Source organism: Pseudoxanthomonas sp. LjRoot127, from assembly GCF_964253495.1.
GTDB lineage: Bacteria > Pseudomonadota > Gammaproteobacteria > Xanthomonadales > Xanthomonadaceae > Pseudoxanthomonas_A.
Window position 1 is genome coordinate 3,233,181 of sequence record NZ_CAXUQR020000001.1, and the last position, 17,184, is coordinate 3,250,364.

Below are 17,184 nucleotides of genomic sequence, written 5' to 3' on the forward strand. Positions count from 1 at the left end.
CGTCGATAGCGGCCGCGAGGGCGACCGGTTGAGTCGCACGCGACGGCTGGCCGGTTCCCGCCGGCGCCCTCGTACATAGGCGGGTCAGCCCGCGGGACCGTGGGCCCAACCCGGAGAAGCCGAATGCCGACTGCACGTGGGGTCCGTCCGCTGTTGATGCTCGTGGCGCTGTGTCCGTTCGTCGGGGTCCTGGCGCAGGCGCCGGTGGCCAAGGTGCAGGCGGTTACCGACGATTATTACGGCACGCAGGTGACCGATCCGTACCGCTGGATGGAGAGCGGCAAGGACCCCGACTGGATGCCCTGGCTGCAGGCGCAGGCCAAGCACACCCAGGGCGTCTTCGCCGCGATGCCCGGCCGCGCCTTGCTGCTGGCCGACGTGGCCGCGCGCTCCGGCGAACTCACCACCGTCGGTCAGGCCGAACAGGCCGGCGGCCGCGTCTTCCACGAAATCCGTGCGGCCGGTGAGCAGGACACCAAGCTGATGGTGCGCGAGGCCGATGGCCGCACCCGCGTGCTGCTCGACCCGACCACGCTGAAGAATGCCGATGGCGACCAGGTGATCGATCGCTGGGCCGCGTCGCCGACCGGTCGCCATGTGCTGGTCGCACTGTCCAGGCGCGGTACCGAACACTCCACGTTGCGCGTACTCGACGTGGCGACCGGGGGCTTCCTGCCCGTCGCCATTCCGCACGCCTGGATGATGAGCTGGACCCGCAACGGCGAGGCCTTCAGCTACCTCAAGTTCGTCGGCGAACCGGGCACGCCCACGTACTTCGTCGGCAACGAAGCGCGCCTGCATCGCCTGGGCAGCACCGCGCCGGACGTACTGCTGGCCCGCCGCGGGCAGGGCGGCATCAGCGCGAAGGCCGAGCAGTTCGTACCGGTGATCTTCGATCCGGACAGCCGCACGGCGCTCGCCGTCGTCCGCGATGGCCGCAACGAGATCGCGATCTACCGTGCCGATGCCGATACCGCGATGACGGGCAACGCGACCTGGACGCCGGTCGCCGGGTTCGACGACGTGGTGGTGGATTCCAGCGTCGATGGCGACCGCCTGTACCTGGTCTCGAAGAAGCAGGCCTCCGGGGGGAAGATCCTGCAGACCTCGGCGACGGCGCCGGACCTGAAGACCGCGCGGATCGTCGCGCTGCCGGGCACGCCGGTGATCGAATCGATCCTCGCCGTGCAGGGCGGGCTGCTGGTGCGCACCATCGACGGCCCGGCCTCCGGACTGTGGCGGGTGGGCGAGGACGGCAAGGCCGTCAAGCTGGCGCTGCCGTTCGACGGCCAGGTTACTGCGCTGCAGGGCTGGGCACCGTCGCCCGAGGTGCTGGTGGCGATGACCGGCTGGTTCACGCCATCGACCGTCTACCGCCTCGACCTGCGCGACGGCCAGCTGAAGGACCTCGCACTGGTGCCGCCGCTGCCGTTCGACACCGCCGGCTACGCAGCGCGGCGCAGTGAGGTCGCCGTGCGCGACGGCACCCGGGTGCCGTACACGCTGGTGATGAAGAAGGGCGCCACCCTGGATGCCACGACACCCGTGTTGCTGGAAGCCTACGGCGCCTACGGCTACGCCGCGCTGCCGCGCTTCAACGCGCGCGTGCTCGCCTTCCTCGACCGCGGTGGCGTGTACGCGCTGGCGAACGTGCGCGGCGGCGGCGAGTTCGGCCGCGACTGGCATTACGCCGGCAAGGCAAGCACCAAGGCCACCACCTGGCGCGACGCCATCGACGTGGCCGAGCAGCTGATGCGCGACAAGGTGGGCTCATCGAAGACGATGACGCTGATCGGTACTTCCGCTGGCGGCGTGATGCTGGGCGGTGCGATCAACGAGCGCCCGGACCTGTTCGCCGGCGCGATCGCCAACGTCGGCTTCATGAATCCGGTGCGCTACGTCTCCGAGCAGAACTACGCGGACATCGAGGAATGGGGCGGACCGATCACCGATGCGGCCTCGTTCAAGACCATGTTCGACCTGGACCCGTACCAGCACATCCGTGCCGGCACGGCGTACCCGCGCACGCTGGTGGTGTCCGGCCTCAACGATCCGCGCGCAGCGACCTTCCACAGCGCCAAGTACGCCGCGCGCCTGGCCGCCGCGCAGGACGGCAAGGTGCCCGTGCTGCTGCGGCTGGATTTCGGCGCCGGCCACGGCATGGGCTCCAGCCGCAGCCAGCTGGACGAGGTGTGGACCGACATCTATGCGTTCACCCTGGCGCAGGCCGGCAGGCCGGACTTCCGGGCGACGGACAGGTAGGCGCGTGGCCCGGCGCGCGCGGCTCAGCCGCCGCGCACGGCCGCCTCGATGGCCGCCACATCGATCTTGCGCATCGTCATCATCGCCTCGAAGGCGCGCTTGGCGACCGCGCGGTCGGGGTTGGCCATGGCGTCGGTGAGCACGCGCGGCGTGATCTGCCAGTTCAAGCCCCACTTGTCCTTGCACCAGCCGCAGGCGCTTTCGCGTCCGCCGTTGCCGACGATGGCGTTCCACAGCCGGTCGGTTTCCTCCTGGTCATCGGTCGCGATCTGGAACGAGAACGCTTCGCTGTGCGTGAACGCGTCGCCGCCGTTCAATCCGATGCAAGGCACTCCGCAGACGGTGAACTCCACCGTCAGCACGTCGCCCGCCTTGCCGGAGGGATAGTCGCCGGGTGCGCGGTGCACGGCCTTCACGGCGCTGTGGGGGAAGGTCTTCGCGTAGAAATGCGCGGCCTCTTCCGCGTCGCGGTTGTACCAGAGGCAGATCGTGTTCTTCGGGGTCATGGCGAAACTCCAGTGTCGGAGGGAGGAAAGCCGGCGCGGCGATCTTGCCGTCCGGCCGGAAAAACCGGGTGAAGCGAAGGTCTGTCAGTGATCGGCGAACGTGCCTGTGCGGACATCGCCATCGCGCAGATAGCGGCTGACGATCACGCCCGCCCAGGTACTGCGCGTGGCGTCCAGCCGGAACGCGGCGGGCAGGCTGTCGTCGCCGAACAGCCGTTTGCCACGGCCCAACAGGACCGGGTAGACCAGCAGGCGCAACTCGTCGACCAGATCGGTCGCGAGCAGCTGGTGCAGCAGGTCGCTGCTGCCTTGGGTAACCAGGTCGGGGCCGCTGCGCTGCTTCAGCACACGCACGGCAGCCGCGATATCCGCGCCCAGTGCGTGGCTGTGCGGCCAGGCGAGCGTGTCGGGCCGATGGGTGGCGACGTATTTGGTGGCGCCGTTGAACGCGTCCGCGATGCCGCCATGCGGTGCCTCGCCCGGCACGTGGGGCCAGTAGCCGGCGAAGATGTCGTAGGTGCGCCGACCCAGCAGCAGCGAGAACGGCTGCGCGAACAGGCCATCCATGGCCTCGTCTTCGCCCGCATAAGGCCACACCCAGCCTCCGTGGGTGAAGCCGCCGCTGGCGTCCTCGTCCGGCCCGCCAGGCGCCTGCATGACGCCGTCGAGACTGATCATGGCCGCTGCAACGAGTCTTCCCATGGTGTGCGCCTGGCCGGACGGAATGCCGGCCCTCATCCCTGCGACGCCTCGGGGAGGGCGGAATCGACAGGCCGGGTGAGAAAAACGCGGCTCGCCGCCCCTGATCTTGATCGCGATCAATGCGGGGCGCAGCGGCACGCCGCACGCTGGCACCTCATCCCGGAGGACACGCAGATGAAGGCGAACGTGGGTGGTTTCGACAAATGGGTACGGATCGTCGTCGGCTCGCTGCTGATCGGCTGGGCGCTGGTGGGCGGTCCGGCATGGGCATGGATCGGCGTGGTGCCGCTGGTGACGGGCCTGTTCAATGTCTGCCCGCTGTATGGGCTGCTCGGCATCAACACCTGCAGGCGGTGAGAGGCCGGTCCGCCTCGCTACCGACCGGGCGAGGAACGTGGTCTTGCTAAGCTGGTCGCCGTCCCACGACAGGCGATGACATGCACAGACGACAGTTCCTCGGATCGGCCGCGCTGGCCGCGACCTCATTGATGCTGCCGTTGGCGGCCGGCCAGCACGCTTTCGCGGCGACGCCGCGCGCGCGCCTGCTGCCGCCGCCGCTGAATCCCGGCGACACGGTCGCGCTGGTCAGTCCGTCCGGCGCGACCGACGAGCCGTTCGACCTGCAGCTCGCGCAGGAGGCGATGGAAGCGCTGGGGCTCAAGGTGAAGGTGGCGCCGCACCTGGCGTCGCGTTACGGGCATCTTGCCGGCACCGATGCCGAACGCGCGGGGGACCTCAATGCGATGTTCGCCGACCGCGGGGTCAAGGCGATCATCTGCGCCCGGGGCGGCTCCGGTGCCGCGCGCCTGCTGCCGTTGCTCGATTACGGCATGATCCGCCGCAATCCGAAGATCCTGCTCGGCTATTCCGACATCACCGCGCTGCAGAACGCCCTGCTGTCGCAGGCCGGATTGACAAGTTTCCATGGCCCCATCGGCATCGGCAGCTGGAACGCGTTCAACGCCGACCAGTTCCGCCGGGTCTTCTTCCAGCGCGAGCAGATGCAGTACGCCAACAGCGCGGACAAGGGCGACGAGCTGGTGCAACGCAGGAACCGCACGGTCACGATCACCGGCGGCAAGGCGCAGGGCGAACTGGTCGGCGGCAACCTGACGGTGCTGACCGCGCTGGCCGGCTCGCCGTACCTGCCGGATTTCGCAGGCAAGATCCTGTTCCTGGAGGATGTGTCGGAGGCGCCTTACCGCATCGACCGCATGCTCAGCACGCTGCGGTTGATGGGCGCGCTGGACAAGGTCGAAGGCATCGTCTTCGGCGAATGCACCGAATGCGACCCGGGAGGCGGCTTCGGCTCGCTGACGCTTCCGCAGATCTTCGACGACTACTTCAAGCCGCTGAAGATCCCGGTCTATCGCGGCGCGATGATCGGCCACATCCGGCAGCAGTTCATCGTGCCCGTGGGCGGCAAGGTGGAAATGGACGCGGACGCAGGCACGTTCCGCATGCTCGAGCCGGTGTTCGCCGCCTGAAGGCGGACGCCGGTGCCGCGTCAGTACAGCGTGAGCGGAATGCCGCGCGACGTGCGATCCCGGTAGTCCGTGCGGACATCGTGGCAGTACGGGCCGGCCATGACGAAGCGGCGGCAGATGTCCGGGCGCGTGTCGTAGATCGAGCAGCACATGCGTGCCGCATCGATCGCCACGCACCAGCCCTCTTCATCGCGCGCCATCACGTGCAGGCCGGCGTCGGTGTGGGTGGTCAGGTGCGAAGGCACGCCGTCCTCGGGCTGCAGCACCACGGTCAGGCGGCAGCAGACCGCGTCGCAGCGTTCGCAGAGCGGTACCGCGGTACTCACCGGTGTCGTCCTCCGCGGAAGCGGGGCGGCGTCGATTGGCAGGGGGGCTGGAACGGATCGCGAGGCATGGAGCGCTCCCGGGGTGGCGCTCCGCCCGTGCTCGTGGCGGAAACGCATGGAGGAAAGCGCAGCGGGCGACGGTGGCGGCGGTCGGACGGGACGCGGAAGGTGCAGCGCGGCCATCGTACGCCGTGGGTCCCGCGCGTACCTGAAGCGCGCCACCGGAACTGAACGGGCGGGTCAGGTTGCGTGCGATGCCTGCATCAGCAGGCAGTCGATGCCATCGAGGGCGATATGGATGAGCAGGCCGATGCCGAACCAGCGGGTCTTCTTCGGCAGCGCCAGCCCTGCGTAGACGAGGATGGCCGGCCAGGTGTGCAGGGGATGGAAGCCGATACTGCAGCGGCCGGGCGCATAGACCGGATCGGCGAGCAGGTGGTCCAGGTCGATGACCCACGCCGCCAGCATCCACAGCGCGGCGCGCTTCCAGTCCCTGGGCAAGCACAGCCGCGCCAGCGCCACCGGCACCAGCACGTGCAGCAGCAGGTGGAGCGGCGCACGGAGTTCGACGTCGGGCATGGCGGCGGCTCAGCGACGCGTGGCCAGCCAGCGATCGAGCTGGTTGGCGAAGCCCTGGCGATCGCGCGCGCTGAACGCGGCCGGTCCGCCGGTCTGCACGCCGGCGCCACGCAGTTCGTCCATGAAGTTCCGCATGGACAGGCGCTCGGCGATGTCGTCCGGCGTGAAGCGCTCACCGCGCGGGTCTACCGCCTGCGCGCCGTTGGCCAGCACGCGCGCGGCCAGCGGGATGTCCTGGGTCACGACCAGGTCGCCCGGGCGCGCACGCTCTGCGATGGCATCGTCGGCGACGTCGTAGCCGCCCTGTACCTGCAGGGCGCGGATGAAGCGCGAGGGCGGGGTGCGCAGCCACTGGTTGGCGACCAGGGTGACCGGCACCTGCGCGCGCTCGGCAGCGCGGAACAGGATTTCCTTCACCGGACCCGGGCAGGCATCGGCATCGACCCAGACCTGCGGGGGCGGCGCCGCCGCTTCGGTCATTCCCGGGTATCGGCCGGCGTGTCTTCCGCGCCCGCATCGGTCCGGGCCGCGTCGCGTTCGGCGCGCTTCTTGGCGTCCTTCTCTTCCTTCTTCTTCTTCTTGGCCAGCTCGCGCTGTCGTTTCTCAAAGGAGTAGTTGGGGGTCGGCATGGGCGTTCTTCCAGTGAGGGGAGGGCGTGCGGAGGCGGCCCGTACCCGTACACGATAGCCCGCAGGCGCGCTGCTGGCGAATGCGGCGCCCGCAGGCTCGCTGCGGCGCCGGCCCCTGCGCTACCATCCCGCCGTCGGCCACCCCCGGGGGACGGGTGCGGTCCCGACGTCCTTCCATGGGGTGAAGAATGCGGCGAATCCTCTGCCTGGTGCTGGCGGCCCTGGTGCTGGCCGGCTGTGCGAAACGCGTCAAGGAGACGCCGTTGCCTCCGCCCGTGGAGAGCCCGCAACCGCCGCCGCCACCACCGCCGCCGCCGCCGCCACCACCGCCACCACCGCCACCGCCACCGCCACCTCCCAGCAGCACGGCCGAAGCGGCCGCGCGCGCCGAAGCCCAACGCCGTGCCGCCGAGGCCGAAGCGCGGGCGCGCCAGCAGCGCGATGCGACGGCGCGCGAAGCGGCCGAGCGCGAAGCGCGGGCCCGCGGGGCTGCGCAGTCGGGCTGGCCTCCGCAGCAGGACTTCGTCAACGTCGACGTGTTCTACGCCACCAACCGCGCGCCGGCGGCGGCATTCGCCTCGCTGCCCGCAGGCGATCGCTTCACGCCTTCGCTCGCACGCCAGCTCACCTATGGCACCGCGCGCATCAGCATCCCGAAGGTCCACGTCGCCGGCGAACTGGAATCGCCCCGCTGGTACCTGCTGGAATTCAAGGAGGATCCCAAGCAGCACGTTATCCTGCAGGACGTCACCCGCCTGGATAAATCCCCCTTCTTCGCGCGCCTTTACGACCGCGTGGGCACCTCCCGCGGACGCAATGCCTTCGTGTTCGTGCACGGGTACAACGTCAGCTTCCGCGACGCCGCCCGGCGTACGGCGCAGCTGGCGTACGACCTGCGCTTCGACGGCGCACCGGTGTTCTACAGCTGGCCTTCGCAGGCCGCGCTGTCGGGCTACTTCACCGACGAGCAGAGCATCGCGCGCTCGGTACCGTACATCGAGAACTTCCTGTCCGACCTCGCCGACCGCTCCGGCGCGCAGAACCTGTACGTGATCGGGCACAGCATGGGCACGCGCGGGCTGACCCAGGCCGTGCGCAACCTGGTCACCCGCCGGCCGGAACTGCGCGGGCGCTTCCGCGGCATCATCCTCGCCGCACCGGACATCGACGCAAAGGTATTCCGCACCGAACTGGCGCCTGCGCTGCAGCGGGCGAGTGGCCGGGTCACGCTCTACGCGTCGTCGGAGGACCTGGCGCTGAAGGCGTCCAAGCAGGTCAACCGCGGGCCGCGCGCCGGCGACACCAGCGAAGGCGTCGTGCTGGTCTCCGGCGTGGACACCATCGACGTCTCCGGCGTGGACCAGAGCGTGCTGGCGCACTCCTACTTCATGGAGTCGGACAAGGTGATGGGCGACATCCGCGAGATGTTCCGCGCGAACCAGCCCGCCGCGCAGCGCAAGCCACTGCAGTCGGTGAAGCTGGGCGCGGGCATGTTCTGGAAGATCCTGCCGCCGCCGTGAAGCGGCGGCAGGCCTTGCCGGTCACGGCAGCGTGTAAGTGACCGAGAGCTTGGCGGTCGCGCCGCGGTCGATCCACACATAGTGCGTCGCCGAGGGATTGGCGGCGAAGCGCAACTTCAGCTGCGTGCGCCCGGTGCGGTTGATCGCCGCGCGCCCGGCGGTATCGAACACGGTACTGGTCTGGTTGCCGCCGCTGAAGGCCGGCACCTGCGCGCTACTGGCGGTGGTCGTGGCGGCGGCCCAGTCCGCCGCTTCGATGGGGCATGCGCCAAGGCAGCCGCTGCGGACATCAACGACCAGCGTGTTGCCGGCGGGATTGCTCCACGGATCGCCGCTCGCGCTGCGGTAGGCCACCGTCAGCGTGGCGGACGTCACCACCGCGTTGTCCGGCAGCGATGACGTATCGAAGGAGAGCACCGCGCGATTGTGGTTGCCGTCGGTGCCGCGGCCGATCGCCAGGCCGTAGTACGCCTCCAGCGTGCCGACGGCCGGACTGCCGCCGGTGGCGCTGGCCTTCACGTAACCATCGTTGGCATCCTCGTTGTTGAACACGACCGTGACCGGCGAGCCGCCACTCGTGCCACCGCTGACGGTGACGTTCACGGCAGCGGAGGTGCCGGTATTGCCGGCGAGGTCGAGCGCGCGCGCCTGCAGCACGTGCGCGCCGTTGCCGGTGCCGCCGCTGTTCCAGGCGAGGCTGTAGGGCGCGCTGGCATCGCTGCCGAGCAGCGCACCGTCCAGCAGGAAGTCCACGCGCGCCACGCCGATGTCGTCGCTGGCCGAGGCCGCCAGTGCCACCGTACCGCTGACGCTGGCGCCGTTGGCGGGGGAGGTCAGGGCGACGGTCGGCGGCGTGCCGTCCAGGTTGTCCAGGCCGAAGAAGCGGGTGATGTAGTAGCTGGAACAGAGGTTCACGTCGAGGATGTAGGCGCCCGCGGTGCCGCACTGCGTTTCGCCGCTGCCGGGATCGACCGGCGTGCCGTGGCCCATGCCGGTGATGACGTAGGTTTCGACCTTGGCATTGCCCGCCGCGTCCTTGTACACCCTGTGCGGGAAGCCGCTGACGGTGTCGGTGGCGTCCGCCACGGTATCGATGCCGTGCACGTCGGCCCACTGCTCCAGGCTCTCGGTGAGGTTAGCCGGGCGCACGACGTAGTCGGCATCGCCATGCCAGATCGACACGATCGGCCAGGGCCCGGTCCAGCTGCTGGCAGCACGTACCTTCGCGCCCCATTGGGCAGGGCTCAGGTCGCTGCCAGGGTTCATGCAGCTGAACGCCGCGCTCTGGCTCGTCGCACAGCGGTAGGGCAGGCCCGCCACGATCGCGCCCCCGGCAAAGACGTCGGGGTAGGTCGCCAGCATCACCGAGGTCATCGCGCCACCCGCGGACAAACCGGTGACGTAGACGCGCGCGGGATCAATCGCATGGTCGGCGATCATGCGGTCGACCATCTGCTTGATCGACAGCGGTTCGCCCTGGCCGCGCGTCGTGTCCGCCGTCTCGAACCAGTTGAAACAGCGGCTGCTGTTGTTGCCGGTCTGCTGCTCGGGCAGCAACAGGGCGAAACCGAAGCGGTTGGCGAGCAACTCCCAACCCGTCTCGGCATCGTAGTTGGACGCGGACTGCGCGCAGCCGTGCAGGGCGACCACCAGCGGCGCATCCGCGGCCAGCCCCGCGGGAACGTACTTGTGCATGCGCAGGTTGCCCGGATTGCTGCCGAAGCCGGTGACTTCGGTCAACGCCAGTGCCGGACTGCTCGCCACCACCAGCAACAGGGAAGCGAGCAACAGGCCCCCGCGACGGGACGGGATGAGCGGGACGGGACGACACAGCAGCGCAGCGATCGACATCGACGGCACCTCCGGTGTGAAGTGCCGGCAGTGGGCCACAGCGCTTCCGGCCGGGACATTGGCCAAAGGGGAAAGCTGCAGCGCACCATCGCCACGGCGTGATGGCGGTCGCGCCGTACGCACGGCGTGGGCAGCCCCGCCCTGTCCGCTCCTGCCACGTCGCCGCGTTGGGCCTGAGTGCAAGCCCGCGCATCGCGCGAGGGCGCGTTCATGGAGAACGGAACATGGCCATCCGCACGATGATGTCGGCACTGCTCGTGGTTGCCTGCGGGCAAGCGTTCGCCGCCCCCCCTTCCGACGAACTGCTGCGGAAGGGTGCGCCCGTCGTCGACAGGGTGTCGCTGCTGTGCCTGCAGCAGCCGGCGCGCTGCCCGCGCTTCGCGCACAACATCACGGTGCCTGCGCATGCGCTGTCGCGGTCGACGTTCGGCACGTTCGACGTGCACACGCGCGGCGTGAACTGGACGGGAAACACCGGGGCGATGTCGTTCACGATGCGTCGTCCCGACGATTTCACCGGCACACGCGTCCGCCTGCGCTTCCTCTTTGAAATCACCGACGATGCGGGCGGGGACCTGCAGTTCGTGGTCACGCCGGTCACGCTGAAGCACGGCGGTGGCTTCGAGACCTACGCGAGCTATGGCACGCCGCTGGTGGCGGTGCCGGAGTCCCCGACGATCATGCAAGAGAGCACGGTGATCGTGACCGACACCAACGGCATCGATCCCGACGGCCCGTGGTGGTACTTCGAGATAAACCGGCAGGGCACCTACGCAGGACGGCTTCGACTCTACGCCGTCGCACTGGAGTACTGATGCAGCGCGTCAGCGACGCACGGCCATGACGCCGTCCAGCGCCCGCTGTGCCCGGAAGCCGGCTTTCTCCAGCCGTTTCAGCACTTCGCCGGGCACGTCGCGCCCGCTGGTCAGCTTGTTGGGGCTGCCGGTGTAGTGGAACAGGGCGCCACCACGGCGCGCCACGCGCGCGAGTTGGTCGTAGAACGCCTGCGAGTACAGTTCGCCGGCGATGCCGAAGCGCGGCGGATCGTGCAGCAGGGCATCCACCGACGCATCCGGTACCTGCGCGATCGCCTGCGACACATCGGCATGGAGCAGCTGCAGGCGACCTGCGGCGGCCGCATCGCCCGGATCCGGTGACCAGGGGTTCAGCGTGCGCAGCCACAGCACGTCCGCATTCTTCTCGAACGACAGGATGCGCGCGGCGCCGGCCTCCAGGCAGCACGCGGCGAAATAACCCAGGCCACCGCAGGTATCGAGCACGGTCTTTCCCTTCGGCTCGACCAGGCCGACCTTGCGGCGCGCATCGTCCAGCGGCGATGCCTTCGAGGTCGGCAGCATCTTGATGCCGTCGATCTCGAACGTCGGCACCCCCCACTCGGTGGGCACGAGCTTGATCAGCGACCCCGCATAGCGCGACACCGGCGCGAAGTCCTCGCCGTCCCATCCGTACAGCGTGCGGTCCTTGAGTCTGCCTGGATACGGGTACGCGACGCCGTGCCAGCGCCAGCCGTCGGCCTCCAGCCATGCCTCGTCCTGCGAACGGCCGAGGTCGAGCGAGCCCGGCCAGCGGGTATCGCCGCGGTCGCGGGCGGCGAGCAGGGCAGCGGCGGTGTCGCGGGTGAGCAGGGGGCCGGTGTAGCGGGGCATCGGACATTCATGCGGGAGACGTCGCGCCATTTTCACCGCGTTGGCGCGAAGAGGACAGTGCGCGGGAGGCGACAGACCCGCTGGTATAGTGCGGCCCCCGATATTCCATGCCATCGTCGCCATGACCACCCTCGAACGCTTCCATCCCATCGGAACGCCTGGCCAGCCCTGGGACGCGGCGGAAAAGGCGCAGTGGCGCGGGCAGCAGCGCGTGCGGCGGCGTTACGTCGACGATGTCGTGGTGGCGGTCGACGCCCTGCGCGACCGCTTCGACGTGCAGCAGTATGGAACGCTCGACTACGGCCCCGGCGAACGCTATCCGCTGTTCGCCGTCCGCAGCCGCGACTGGAACGACGACCTGCCGACGATGCTGGTGACCGGCGGCGTGCACGGCTACGAGACCAGTGGCGTGCATGGGGCGCTGCAGTTCCTGGAGCAGCGCGCCGGAGGTTACGCCGGCAAGGCCAATCTGCTGGTCGTGCCTTGCGTGAGCCCGTGGGGCTACGAGCGCATCCACCGCTGGAACGCCGATGCGCTGGACCCGAACCGTTCCTTCCGGGCCGACAGTCCGGCCCAGGAATCCGCCGCGCTGATCGACCTGGTCGCACCGCTCAGGACGCGCGTGCGGATGCATATCGACCTGCACGAGACCACCGACAGCGACGAGACCGAATTCCGTCCCGCGCTGGCCGCGCGCGACGGCAAGGCTTACGAGCCGGGCGAGATCCCGGACGGCTTCTACCTGGTGGACGACAGCGAGCGCCGCCAGCCCGACTTCCAGCGTGCGGTGATCGCCGCGGTCGCGGCGGTGACGCATATCGCGCCGGCCGATGCGAAGGGCGAGATCATCGGTTCGCCGGTCGTCGCCGAAGGTGTGATCGAGTATCCGGTCGCGTCGCTGGGTTTGTGCACCGGTATCACCGATGCGCGCTACACCACCATCACCGAGGTGTACCCGGACAGCCCCAAGGCCACGCCACAGCAGTGCAACGATGCGCAGGTGGCGGCCGTGGTGGCGGCGATCGACTATGCGCTGGCGCACGGTTGATGCGGCGCCGGTACGCCCCCATTCCTGTTCGTGAAAGCCGGTTGCCGGTGGCGGCGTAAGCTGGCCTGGCAACCGAGATCCGCGAGGAGACCACCATGGCAACCGGATGGGCCGGCGACGGCGCCGTGCAGGACCAGATCGATGCGACCGTGAAGGATGGGATCGAGCGCGCACGCCGCGCGTTGCCGACGGGTCCCAGCCTGACCCACTGCGAGGCGTGCGAGAAACCCATTCCCGCCGCGCGGCGGAAAGCCGTGCCGGGTGTCCGCCTGTGCGTCGCCTGCCAGGAAGCGGCCGACCAGGAAGAGCACGGCGCCGGTCTGTACAACCGCCGCGGCAGCAAGGACAGCCAGCTGCGCTGAGCGACGGTCCGGCTGCCGGCGCCGACGTCTTCACATCGGTTTCCGCGGGCGCTGCACACGATGGATGCCCCTCGTTCCGCGCAGGCACGCCATGGCACGCCCCATCTGGACCGGCACCCTGTCCTTCGGCCTCCTCAACATTCCGGTTTCGCTGATGTCCGGCGAACGCAAGGTGGACATCAGTTTCCGCATGCTCGACTCGCGCGACAAGAAGCCGATCCGCTTCGAGCGCGTCAACGCCGAGACCGGCGAAGAGGTGCCGTGGAAGGACATCATCAAGGCCTTCGAGTACGACAAGGGCAGCTACGTGGTGGTCGAGAAGGAAGACATCGCTTCCGCTGCACCGCAGACGCACGAGTCGGTGGACGTCGAAGCGTTCGTGGACCGGAAGGAAATCGGCCTTAGGTTCTTCGAGAAGCCCTACATCCTCGTGCCGGGGAAGAAGGCCGAAAAGGGTTACGTGCTGCTGCGCGACACGCTGGCGAGCACCGGCAAGGCCGGCGTGGCGCGGGTGGTGATCCGTACGCGCGAATACCTGTGCGCGGTTGTACCGGAAGGCGATGCGCTGGTCCTGCTGATGTTGCGCTACCCGCAGGAACTGGTTGATCCGGAGGAGTACAAGCTGCCGGGCGGAAAGGCGGCCGACTACCGCATCACGGCGAAGGAGCGCGAGATGGCGGAGACCCTGATCGCCTCGATGTCGGCACCGTGGACGCCGGACGACTACCAGGATGAATTCCGCAAGCGCCTGGAAGCCATCATCAAGAAGCGCATCAAGTCGCGCGGGGCCACCACGAAGATCGTGGAGGACGACGTGGAACACGAGGACGCCACCACCAACGTGGTGGATTTCATGGCCCTGCTGCAGAAGAGCCTGGACAGCAAGAAGCGCACGCCTGCGAAGAAGGCCGCGACGAAGAAGGCGGCGCAGGGGAAGCCTGCCCGCAAAACCGCGAAGGCCGCCAAGAAGCGTCCTGCCAAGCGCGCACGCAAGGCGGTGTCGCGCTGACGCATGGCGACAGGCAGGCGCGTCGTGCCAGTGGACGGCGTCGGCACGGGCGCCAGCGGGCGCGCCTGCCTTTACGTGCTCCCCTGCGCCTACGAGGACCACGCCAAACTCGGCATCGCGACCGATCCGCTGGCGCGGATGCAGGCGTTTTCGCCGCGTTACTACGCGTTCTTCGACCTGGATCGCGGCTGGCTGGCGGAGGCCGGCAGCCTCCGCGAGGCCCGTGCCTGGGAAACGCGCTGGAAGCGTGCGCTGCGCGACCATGCCGCACCGCCGCCGCTGCAGGTGCCCGCACAGGCGGCCGGACACACGGAGTGGTTCCGGGGTGCCCTGTCGATGCTCGATGAGGCGCGACATGAGCTGGAATCGCAGGGCTTCGTCGTGCACGCGCCCCTGCGTACTTGGATCGCGCGCCGCCTGCGGGAACAGCGTGAGCGCTTGCACAGCGGCGAACAAGCGGCGGTCGCGCATTACGGGGCACCCGATGCCTGGCCGGCCGCCGCGGCGTGGCCGCCGCTGGCGCGCTTGCGCGACGCACTCGATGCGTACGCCGCGCTCGGGATAGACCTGGACGATGCGATGTCGCCCTCGCTCCACGCGTGGCTGGCGCGCAATACCCTCTTGTCGCGGTGAGGGCGGGTTGCCTGTGTCCTTGCACGCCCCGTTGACGGTGCGCGCGGCATAACAGCGGCCGAGGACCGCCATGAGCCTGCAGGAATACCGTCGCAAACGCCGCTTCGATCGCACGCCGGAACCGGCCGCGGATGGGCGGCGCGCGTGTGGCGCGAGGCCCCTGTTCGTGGTGCAGCTTCACCATGCCAGCCATCGTCACTACGACTTCCGCCTGCAGGTGGGCGACACCCTGAAGAGCTGGGCGGTCCCCAAGGGACCCAGTCTGGATCCCGCGGTGAAGCGGTTGGCTGCCGAGGTGGAAGACCATCCGATCGACTACGCCGACTTCGAGGGCGATATCCCCAAAGGCCAGTACGGGGGCGGCCACGTGGCCACCTTCGATCGTGGCGTGTGGACCACGGACGGCGATGCGGGAGCGCAACTGGCCAAGGGTCACCTGCGCTTCCGCCTGTTCGGCGACAAGTTGAAGGGTGGCTGGCACCTGGTGCGAACGCAGACGCCGTCGCGCAGGCCGCAGTGGTTGCTGTTCAAGGAGCGCGACGACCATGCGGGTACGCACGAGGCGGACGATCTTCTGCAGGACGTGGTACCACCTTCAGGCGCGACGTCTTCCCGCGCCGCGGGCCGCGCACGCAAGCGTGTGGCGTCGGTCGCGAAGGCCAGCCATCGGTGGGCCAAGCGCGCGGCCCGCCTGGATGGTGCGCGCGCAAGCCGCCAGCGTTCGGGATTCCGTGCTCCGCAGCTGGCGAAGCTGCAGGCGAACGTGCCGGAAGGGGATGCCTGGCTGCACGAGGCCAAGTGGGACGGCTATCGCCTGATCGCGCAGATCAGCAAGGGCAACGTCCGCCTCTGGTCCCGCAACGAGATCGAATGGACGGCACGCGCGCCTGACATCGTCGCGGCGCTGCGCGCGCTGGCACTGGACGACGCCGTACTGGACGGAGAACTGGTGGCCGGTGCGGGCAGGCAGGAGGATTTCGGCCTGCTGCAGGCGACCCTGTCCGGCGAGAAGAACGCAACCCTTTCCTACGTGATCTTCGACATCCTGCAGGTCGATGGCGTGGACCTGATGCGCAGCCCGCAGTACCAGCGCAAGGCGTTGCTGGCGGAAATCCTGAAGTCGCCGCCGGACCGCCTGGTCTACAGCTCGCATATCGTGGGGCGGGGAGACGAGGCGCTGGCGATGGCACTGGAGCGGGGACTCGAAGGCATCATCAGCAAGCGCGCCGACGCGCCCTACCACGGCGGACGCGGGGACAGCTGGCGGAAGGTGAAGCAGCGCGCATCGGAGGAATTCGCGGTCGTCGGGTTCACGGCGCCGAAGGGCAGTCGCAGCGGTCTGGGTGCGCTGCTGCTGGCGGTGCCCGACGGTGCGAACGGCTGGCGCTACGCGGGACGGGTGGGAACCGGATTCAGCCGCGACCTGCTCGACGCGTTGGCCGCGCAGTTGGCACCGCGCGTGCGCCGTACCCCGACGGCGCGCGTCGAGGTCAACGATCCGGAACTGCGGCGCGCGCGCTGGGTGACGCCGACTCTGGTGGCCGAGGTGTTCCATCACGGGCTGGGCAACCAGGGCCTGCTGCGGCAATCCTCCCTGAAGGCGATAAGGCGCGACAAGCGGCCCTCGGACCTGCGCGGAACGCCCCCGTCACGAGACGCAAAGGAAACGACGATGCCGGCGACCGATGCTTCCCGCAGTACCGATGCGCAGCCGGTCGCACTGTCGCACCCCGAACGCGTGGTATTCCCCGACAGTGGCATCACAAAACGGCAGGTCTTCGACTATTACCGTGCGATGGCACGATGGCTGCTGCCGGAAATCGAGGGTCGCCCGTTGTCGGTCGTCCGTTGTCCGCAGGGCGCGGGCCGGCCGTGTTTCTTCCAGAAGCACCATACGCCGGGCATGGAGCGCGTCGACGTGGTGCCGCTGGAAGAAGAGGGTGGCGCACGCGCGGACTATCTGGTGGTGCACGATGAGGCCGGGCTGCTCGAACTGGCGCAGTTCAACGCGATCGAATTCCATCCATGGGGCGCGCATGCGCAGTCCCCCGAGCTGGCGGACCGCGTCGTGTTCGATCTCGACCCCGGCCCCGATGTGGCGTGGGGTCGCGTGGTGGCCGCCGCCCGGCAGGTGCGAACGCTGTTGCGTGCGCTCGGACTGGCCTCCTACGTGCGCACGTCCGGAGGGAAGGGACTGCATGTCGTGGTGCCGCTGAAGCCGGCGTGTCCGTGGCCCCGGGTGAAGGACTTCGCGCACGCGTTCGCCGAATCCATGGCGGCGGCCGATCCGCTCGCCTATGTCGCGACCGCGACCAAGAAATTCCGCAAGGGACGCATCTTCATCGATTACCTCCGCAATGGCCGGGGTGCGACCAGCGTGGCATCGTTCTCGCTGCGCGCACGCGAAGGCGCGCCGGTGGCGATGCCCTTGCGCTGGGAGGAGCTGGGTCGCCTGAAGGGGGGCGACGCCTATACCCTGGCGTCCGCCCCGCGTCGCATGGCGCGCCTGGGCGCCCATCCATGGGGGGATTACGCGCGCAGGAAGCAGGATCTCACCGCAATCGCCGCAGCGCTGGCGTCGAAGACCGGCGCCAAGACGAAAA

At 69.1% G+C, this 17,184-nt stretch carries 17 protein-coding genes and 1 pseudogene; 10 read left to right on the plus strand and 8 right to left on the minus strand.

Annotated features, from left to right (window positions below; genetic code table 11):
• Positions 1–123: 123 nt before the first annotated feature.
• On the plus strand, positions 124–2,262 hold the full coding sequence (locus ACSQ19_RS15215; RefSeq protein WP_435998108.1) for a prolyl oligopeptidase family serine peptidase: 2,139 nt from the start codon (positions 124–126) through the stop codon (positions 2,260–2,262).
• Between the two features lie 23 nt (positions 2,263–2,285).
• Here ACSQ19_RS15215 and ACSQ19_RS15220 read toward each other — a convergent pair whose 3' ends face one another.
• Both ACSQ19_RS15220 and ACSQ19_RS15225 read right to left on the minus strand, forming a co-directional pair.
• A complete protein-coding gene (locus tag ACSQ19_RS15220; protein WP_435998110.1) occupies positions 2,286–2,768 on the minus strand; it encodes a VOC family protein in 483 nt (160 codons plus the stop codon).
• A gap of 84 nt (positions 2,769–2,852) precedes the next feature.
• Positions 2,853–3,446, minus strand: coding sequence for a dihydrofolate reductase family protein (locus tag ACSQ19_RS15225; RefSeq protein WP_435998112.1), 594 nt, complete (start codon positions 3,444–3,446; stop codon positions 2,853–2,855).
• 198 nt (positions 3,447–3,644) lie between these two features.
• Here ACSQ19_RS15225 and ACSQ19_RS15230 point away from each other — a divergent pair, with 198 nt between their 5' ends.
• Together ACSQ19_RS15230 and ACSQ19_RS15235 are read left to right on the plus strand one after the other, a co-directional pair.
• Positions 3,645–3,827: a YgaP family membrane protein gene (locus ACSQ19_RS15230; RefSeq protein WP_296278283.1), complete on the plus strand. Its 183-nt coding sequence runs from the start codon at positions 3,645–3,647 to the stop codon at positions 3,825–3,827.
• Positions 3,828–3,907: 80 nt separating this feature from the next.
• Complete coding sequence (locus ACSQ19_RS15235; protein ID WP_435998115.1) at positions 3,908–4,957, plus strand: S66 peptidase family protein; 1,050 nt, start codon at positions 3,908–3,910, stop codon at positions 4,955–4,957.
• A 20-nt stretch (positions 4,958–4,977) separates the two neighbouring features.
• On the opposite strand, the gene ACSQ19_RS15240 is transcribed toward ACSQ19_RS15235, so the two are convergent.
• The 4 genes from ACSQ19_RS15240 to ACSQ19_RS15255 all read right to left on the minus strand — a co-directional run bounded on the left by ACSQ19_RS15240 (position 4,978) and on the right by ACSQ19_RS15255 (position 6,491).
• Positions 4,978–5,319 carry a YkgJ family cysteine cluster protein gene (locus tag ACSQ19_RS15240; RefSeq protein ID WP_296278306.1) on the minus strand — a complete coding sequence of 114 codons (342 nt, stop codon included), beginning with the start codon at positions 5,317–5,319 and terminating at the stop codon, positions 4,978–4,980.
• A gap of 204 nt (positions 5,320–5,523) precedes the next feature.
• Complete coding sequence (locus ACSQ19_RS15245; protein WP_435998117.1) at positions 5,524–5,862, minus strand: DUF6122 family protein; 339 nt, start codon at positions 5,860–5,862, stop codon at positions 5,524–5,526.
• A 9-nt stretch (positions 5,863–5,871) separates the two neighbouring features.
• A complete protein-coding gene (locus tag ACSQ19_RS15250; protein WP_435998119.1) occupies positions 5,872–6,342 on the minus strand; it encodes a YaiI/YqxD family protein in 471 nt (156 codons plus the stop codon).
• Positions 6,339–6,491, minus strand: a complete 153-nt coding sequence (locus ACSQ19_RS15255) for a hypothetical protein (protein ID WP_296278279.1) — start codon at positions 6,489–6,491, stop codon at positions 6,339–6,341. The genes ACSQ19_RS15250 and ACSQ19_RS15255 overlap by 4 nt, the downstream gene beginning before the upstream one ends.
• Before the next feature lie 188 nt (positions 6,492–6,679).
• Between ACSQ19_RS15255 and ACSQ19_RS15260 the strand changes: the two genes are divergently transcribed.
• On the plus strand, positions 6,680–8,011 hold the full coding sequence (locus tag ACSQ19_RS15260; RefSeq protein ID WP_435998121.1) for an alpha/beta hydrolase: 1,332 nt from the start codon (positions 6,680–6,682) through the stop codon (positions 8,009–8,011).
• A gap of 21 nt (positions 8,012–8,032) precedes the next feature.
• On the opposite strand, the gene ACSQ19_RS15265 is transcribed toward ACSQ19_RS15260, so the two are convergent.
• Positions 8,033–9,862, minus strand: a complete 1,830-nt coding sequence (locus ACSQ19_RS15265) for an extracellular catalytic domain type 1 short-chain-length polyhydroxyalkanoate depolymerase (protein ID WP_435998123.1) — start codon at positions 9,860–9,862, stop codon at positions 8,033–8,035.
• Between the two features lie 224 nt (positions 9,863–10,086).
• On the opposite strand from ACSQ19_RS15265, the gene ACSQ19_RS15270 reads away from it, so the two are divergent.
• The gene (locus ACSQ19_RS15270; protein ID WP_435998125.1) at positions 10,087–10,677 is read left to right on the plus strand and encodes a hypothetical protein; all 591 of its coding nucleotides are present in this window, start codon (positions 10,087–10,089) and stop codon (positions 10,675–10,677) included.
• A gap of 9 nt (positions 10,678–10,686) precedes the next feature.
• Here the strand turns inward: ACSQ19_RS15270 and ACSQ19_RS15275 are convergent, their stop codons facing one another.
• Complete coding sequence (locus ACSQ19_RS15275) at positions 10,687–11,529, minus strand: class I SAM-dependent methyltransferase (RefSeq protein WP_435998127.1); 843 nt, start codon at positions 11,527–11,529, stop codon at positions 10,687–10,689.
• 121 nt (positions 11,530–11,650) lie between these two features.
• On the opposite strand from ACSQ19_RS15275, the gene ACSQ19_RS15280 reads away from it, so the two are divergent.
• The 5 genes and pseudogenes from ACSQ19_RS15280 to ligD form a co-directional block, all read left to right on the plus strand.
• On the plus strand, positions 11,651–12,577 hold the full coding sequence (locus ACSQ19_RS15280) for a M14 family metallopeptidase (RefSeq protein WP_435998129.1): 927 nt from the start codon (positions 11,651–11,653) through the stop codon (positions 12,575–12,577).
• Between the two features lie 95 nt (positions 12,578–12,672).
• Positions 12,673–12,939, plus strand: a complete 267-nt coding sequence (locus ACSQ19_RS15285) for a DksA/TraR family C4-type zinc finger protein (protein WP_296278272.1) — start codon at positions 12,673–12,675, stop codon at positions 12,937–12,939.
• 91 nt (positions 12,940–13,030) lie between these two features.
• Positions 13,031–13,948, plus strand: coding sequence for a Ku protein (locus ACSQ19_RS15290; protein ID WP_435998131.1), 918 nt, complete (start codon positions 13,031–13,033; stop codon positions 13,946–13,948).
• A 3-nt stretch (positions 13,949–13,951) separates the two neighbouring features.
• Positions 13,952–14,581: a GIY-YIG nuclease family protein gene (locus ACSQ19_RS15295; protein ID WP_435998133.1), complete on the plus strand. Its 630-nt coding sequence runs from the start codon at positions 13,952–13,954 to the stop codon at positions 14,579–14,581.
• Between the two features lie 70 nt (positions 14,582–14,651).
• Positions 14,652–17,153: pseudogene (gene ligD / locus ACSQ19_RS15300) on the plus strand (DNA ligase D); the annotation flags it as partial.
• Between the last annotated feature and the right edge of the window lie 31 nt (positions 17,154–17,184).

What these genes read in the sequence shown, in the direction of transcription:
- ACSQ19_RS15215 (WP_435998108.1), top strand. Translation starts at nt 124, where the DNA reads ATGCCGACTGCACGTGGGGTCCGTCCGCTGTTGATGCTCGTGGCGCTG.
- ACSQ19_RS15235 (WP_435998115.1), top strand. Translation starts at nt 3,908, where the DNA reads ATGCACAGACGACAGTTCCTCGGATCGGCCGCGCTGGCCGCGACCTCA.
- ACSQ19_RS15250 (WP_435998119.1), bottom strand. Translation starts at nt 6,342, where the DNA reads ATGACCGAAGCGGCGGCGCCGCCCCCGCAGGTCTGGGTCGATGCCGAT.
- ACSQ19_RS15230 (WP_296278283.1), top strand. Translation starts at nt 3,645, where the DNA reads ATGAAGGCGAACGTGGGTGGTTTCGACAAATGGGTACGGATCGTCGTC.
- ACSQ19_RS15255 (WP_296278279.1), bottom strand. Translation starts at nt 6,491, where the DNA reads ATGCCGACCCCCAACTACTCCTTTGAGAAACGACAGCGCGAGCTGGCC.
- ACSQ19_RS15275 (WP_435998127.1), bottom strand. Translation starts at nt 11,529, where the DNA reads ATGCCCCGCTACACCGGCCCCCTGCTCACCCGCGACACCGCCGCTGCC.
- ACSQ19_RS15270 (WP_435998125.1), top strand. Translation starts at nt 10,087, where the DNA reads ATGGCCATCCGCACGATGATGTCGGCACTGCTCGTGGTTGCCTGCGGG.
- ACSQ19_RS15220 (WP_435998110.1), bottom strand. Translation starts at nt 2,768, where the DNA reads ATGACCCCGAAGAACACGATCTGCCTCTGGTACAACCGCGACGCGGAA.
- ACSQ19_RS15285 (WP_296278272.1), top strand. Translation starts at nt 12,673, where the DNA reads ATGGCAACCGGATGGGCCGGCGACGGCGCCGTGCAGGACCAGATCGAT.
- ACSQ19_RS15245 (WP_435998117.1), bottom strand. Translation starts at nt 5,862, where the DNA reads ATGCCCGACGTCGAACTCCGTGCGCCGCTCCACCTGCTGCTGCACGTG.
- ACSQ19_RS15265 (WP_435998123.1), bottom strand. Translation starts at nt 9,862, where the DNA reads ATGTCGATCGCTGCGCTGCTGTGTCGTCCCGTCCCGCTCATCCCGTCC.
- ACSQ19_RS15280 (WP_435998129.1), top strand. Translation starts at nt 11,651, where the DNA reads ATGACCACCCTCGAACGCTTCCATCCCATCGGAACGCCTGGCCAGCCC.
- ACSQ19_RS15290 (WP_435998131.1), top strand. Translation starts at nt 13,031, where the DNA reads ATGGCACGCCCCATCTGGACCGGCACCCTGTCCTTCGGCCTCCTCAAC.
- ACSQ19_RS15225 (WP_435998112.1), bottom strand. Translation starts at nt 3,446, where the DNA reads ATGATCAGTCTCGACGGCGTCATGCAGGCGCCTGGCGGGCCGGACGAG.
- ACSQ19_RS15260 (WP_435998121.1), top strand. Translation starts at nt 6,680, where the DNA reads ATGCGGCGAATCCTCTGCCTGGTGCTGGCGGCCCTGGTGCTGGCCGGC.
- ACSQ19_RS15295 (WP_435998133.1), top strand. Translation starts at nt 13,952, where the DNA reads ATGGCGACAGGCAGGCGCGTCGTGCCAGTGGACGGCGTCGGCACGGGC.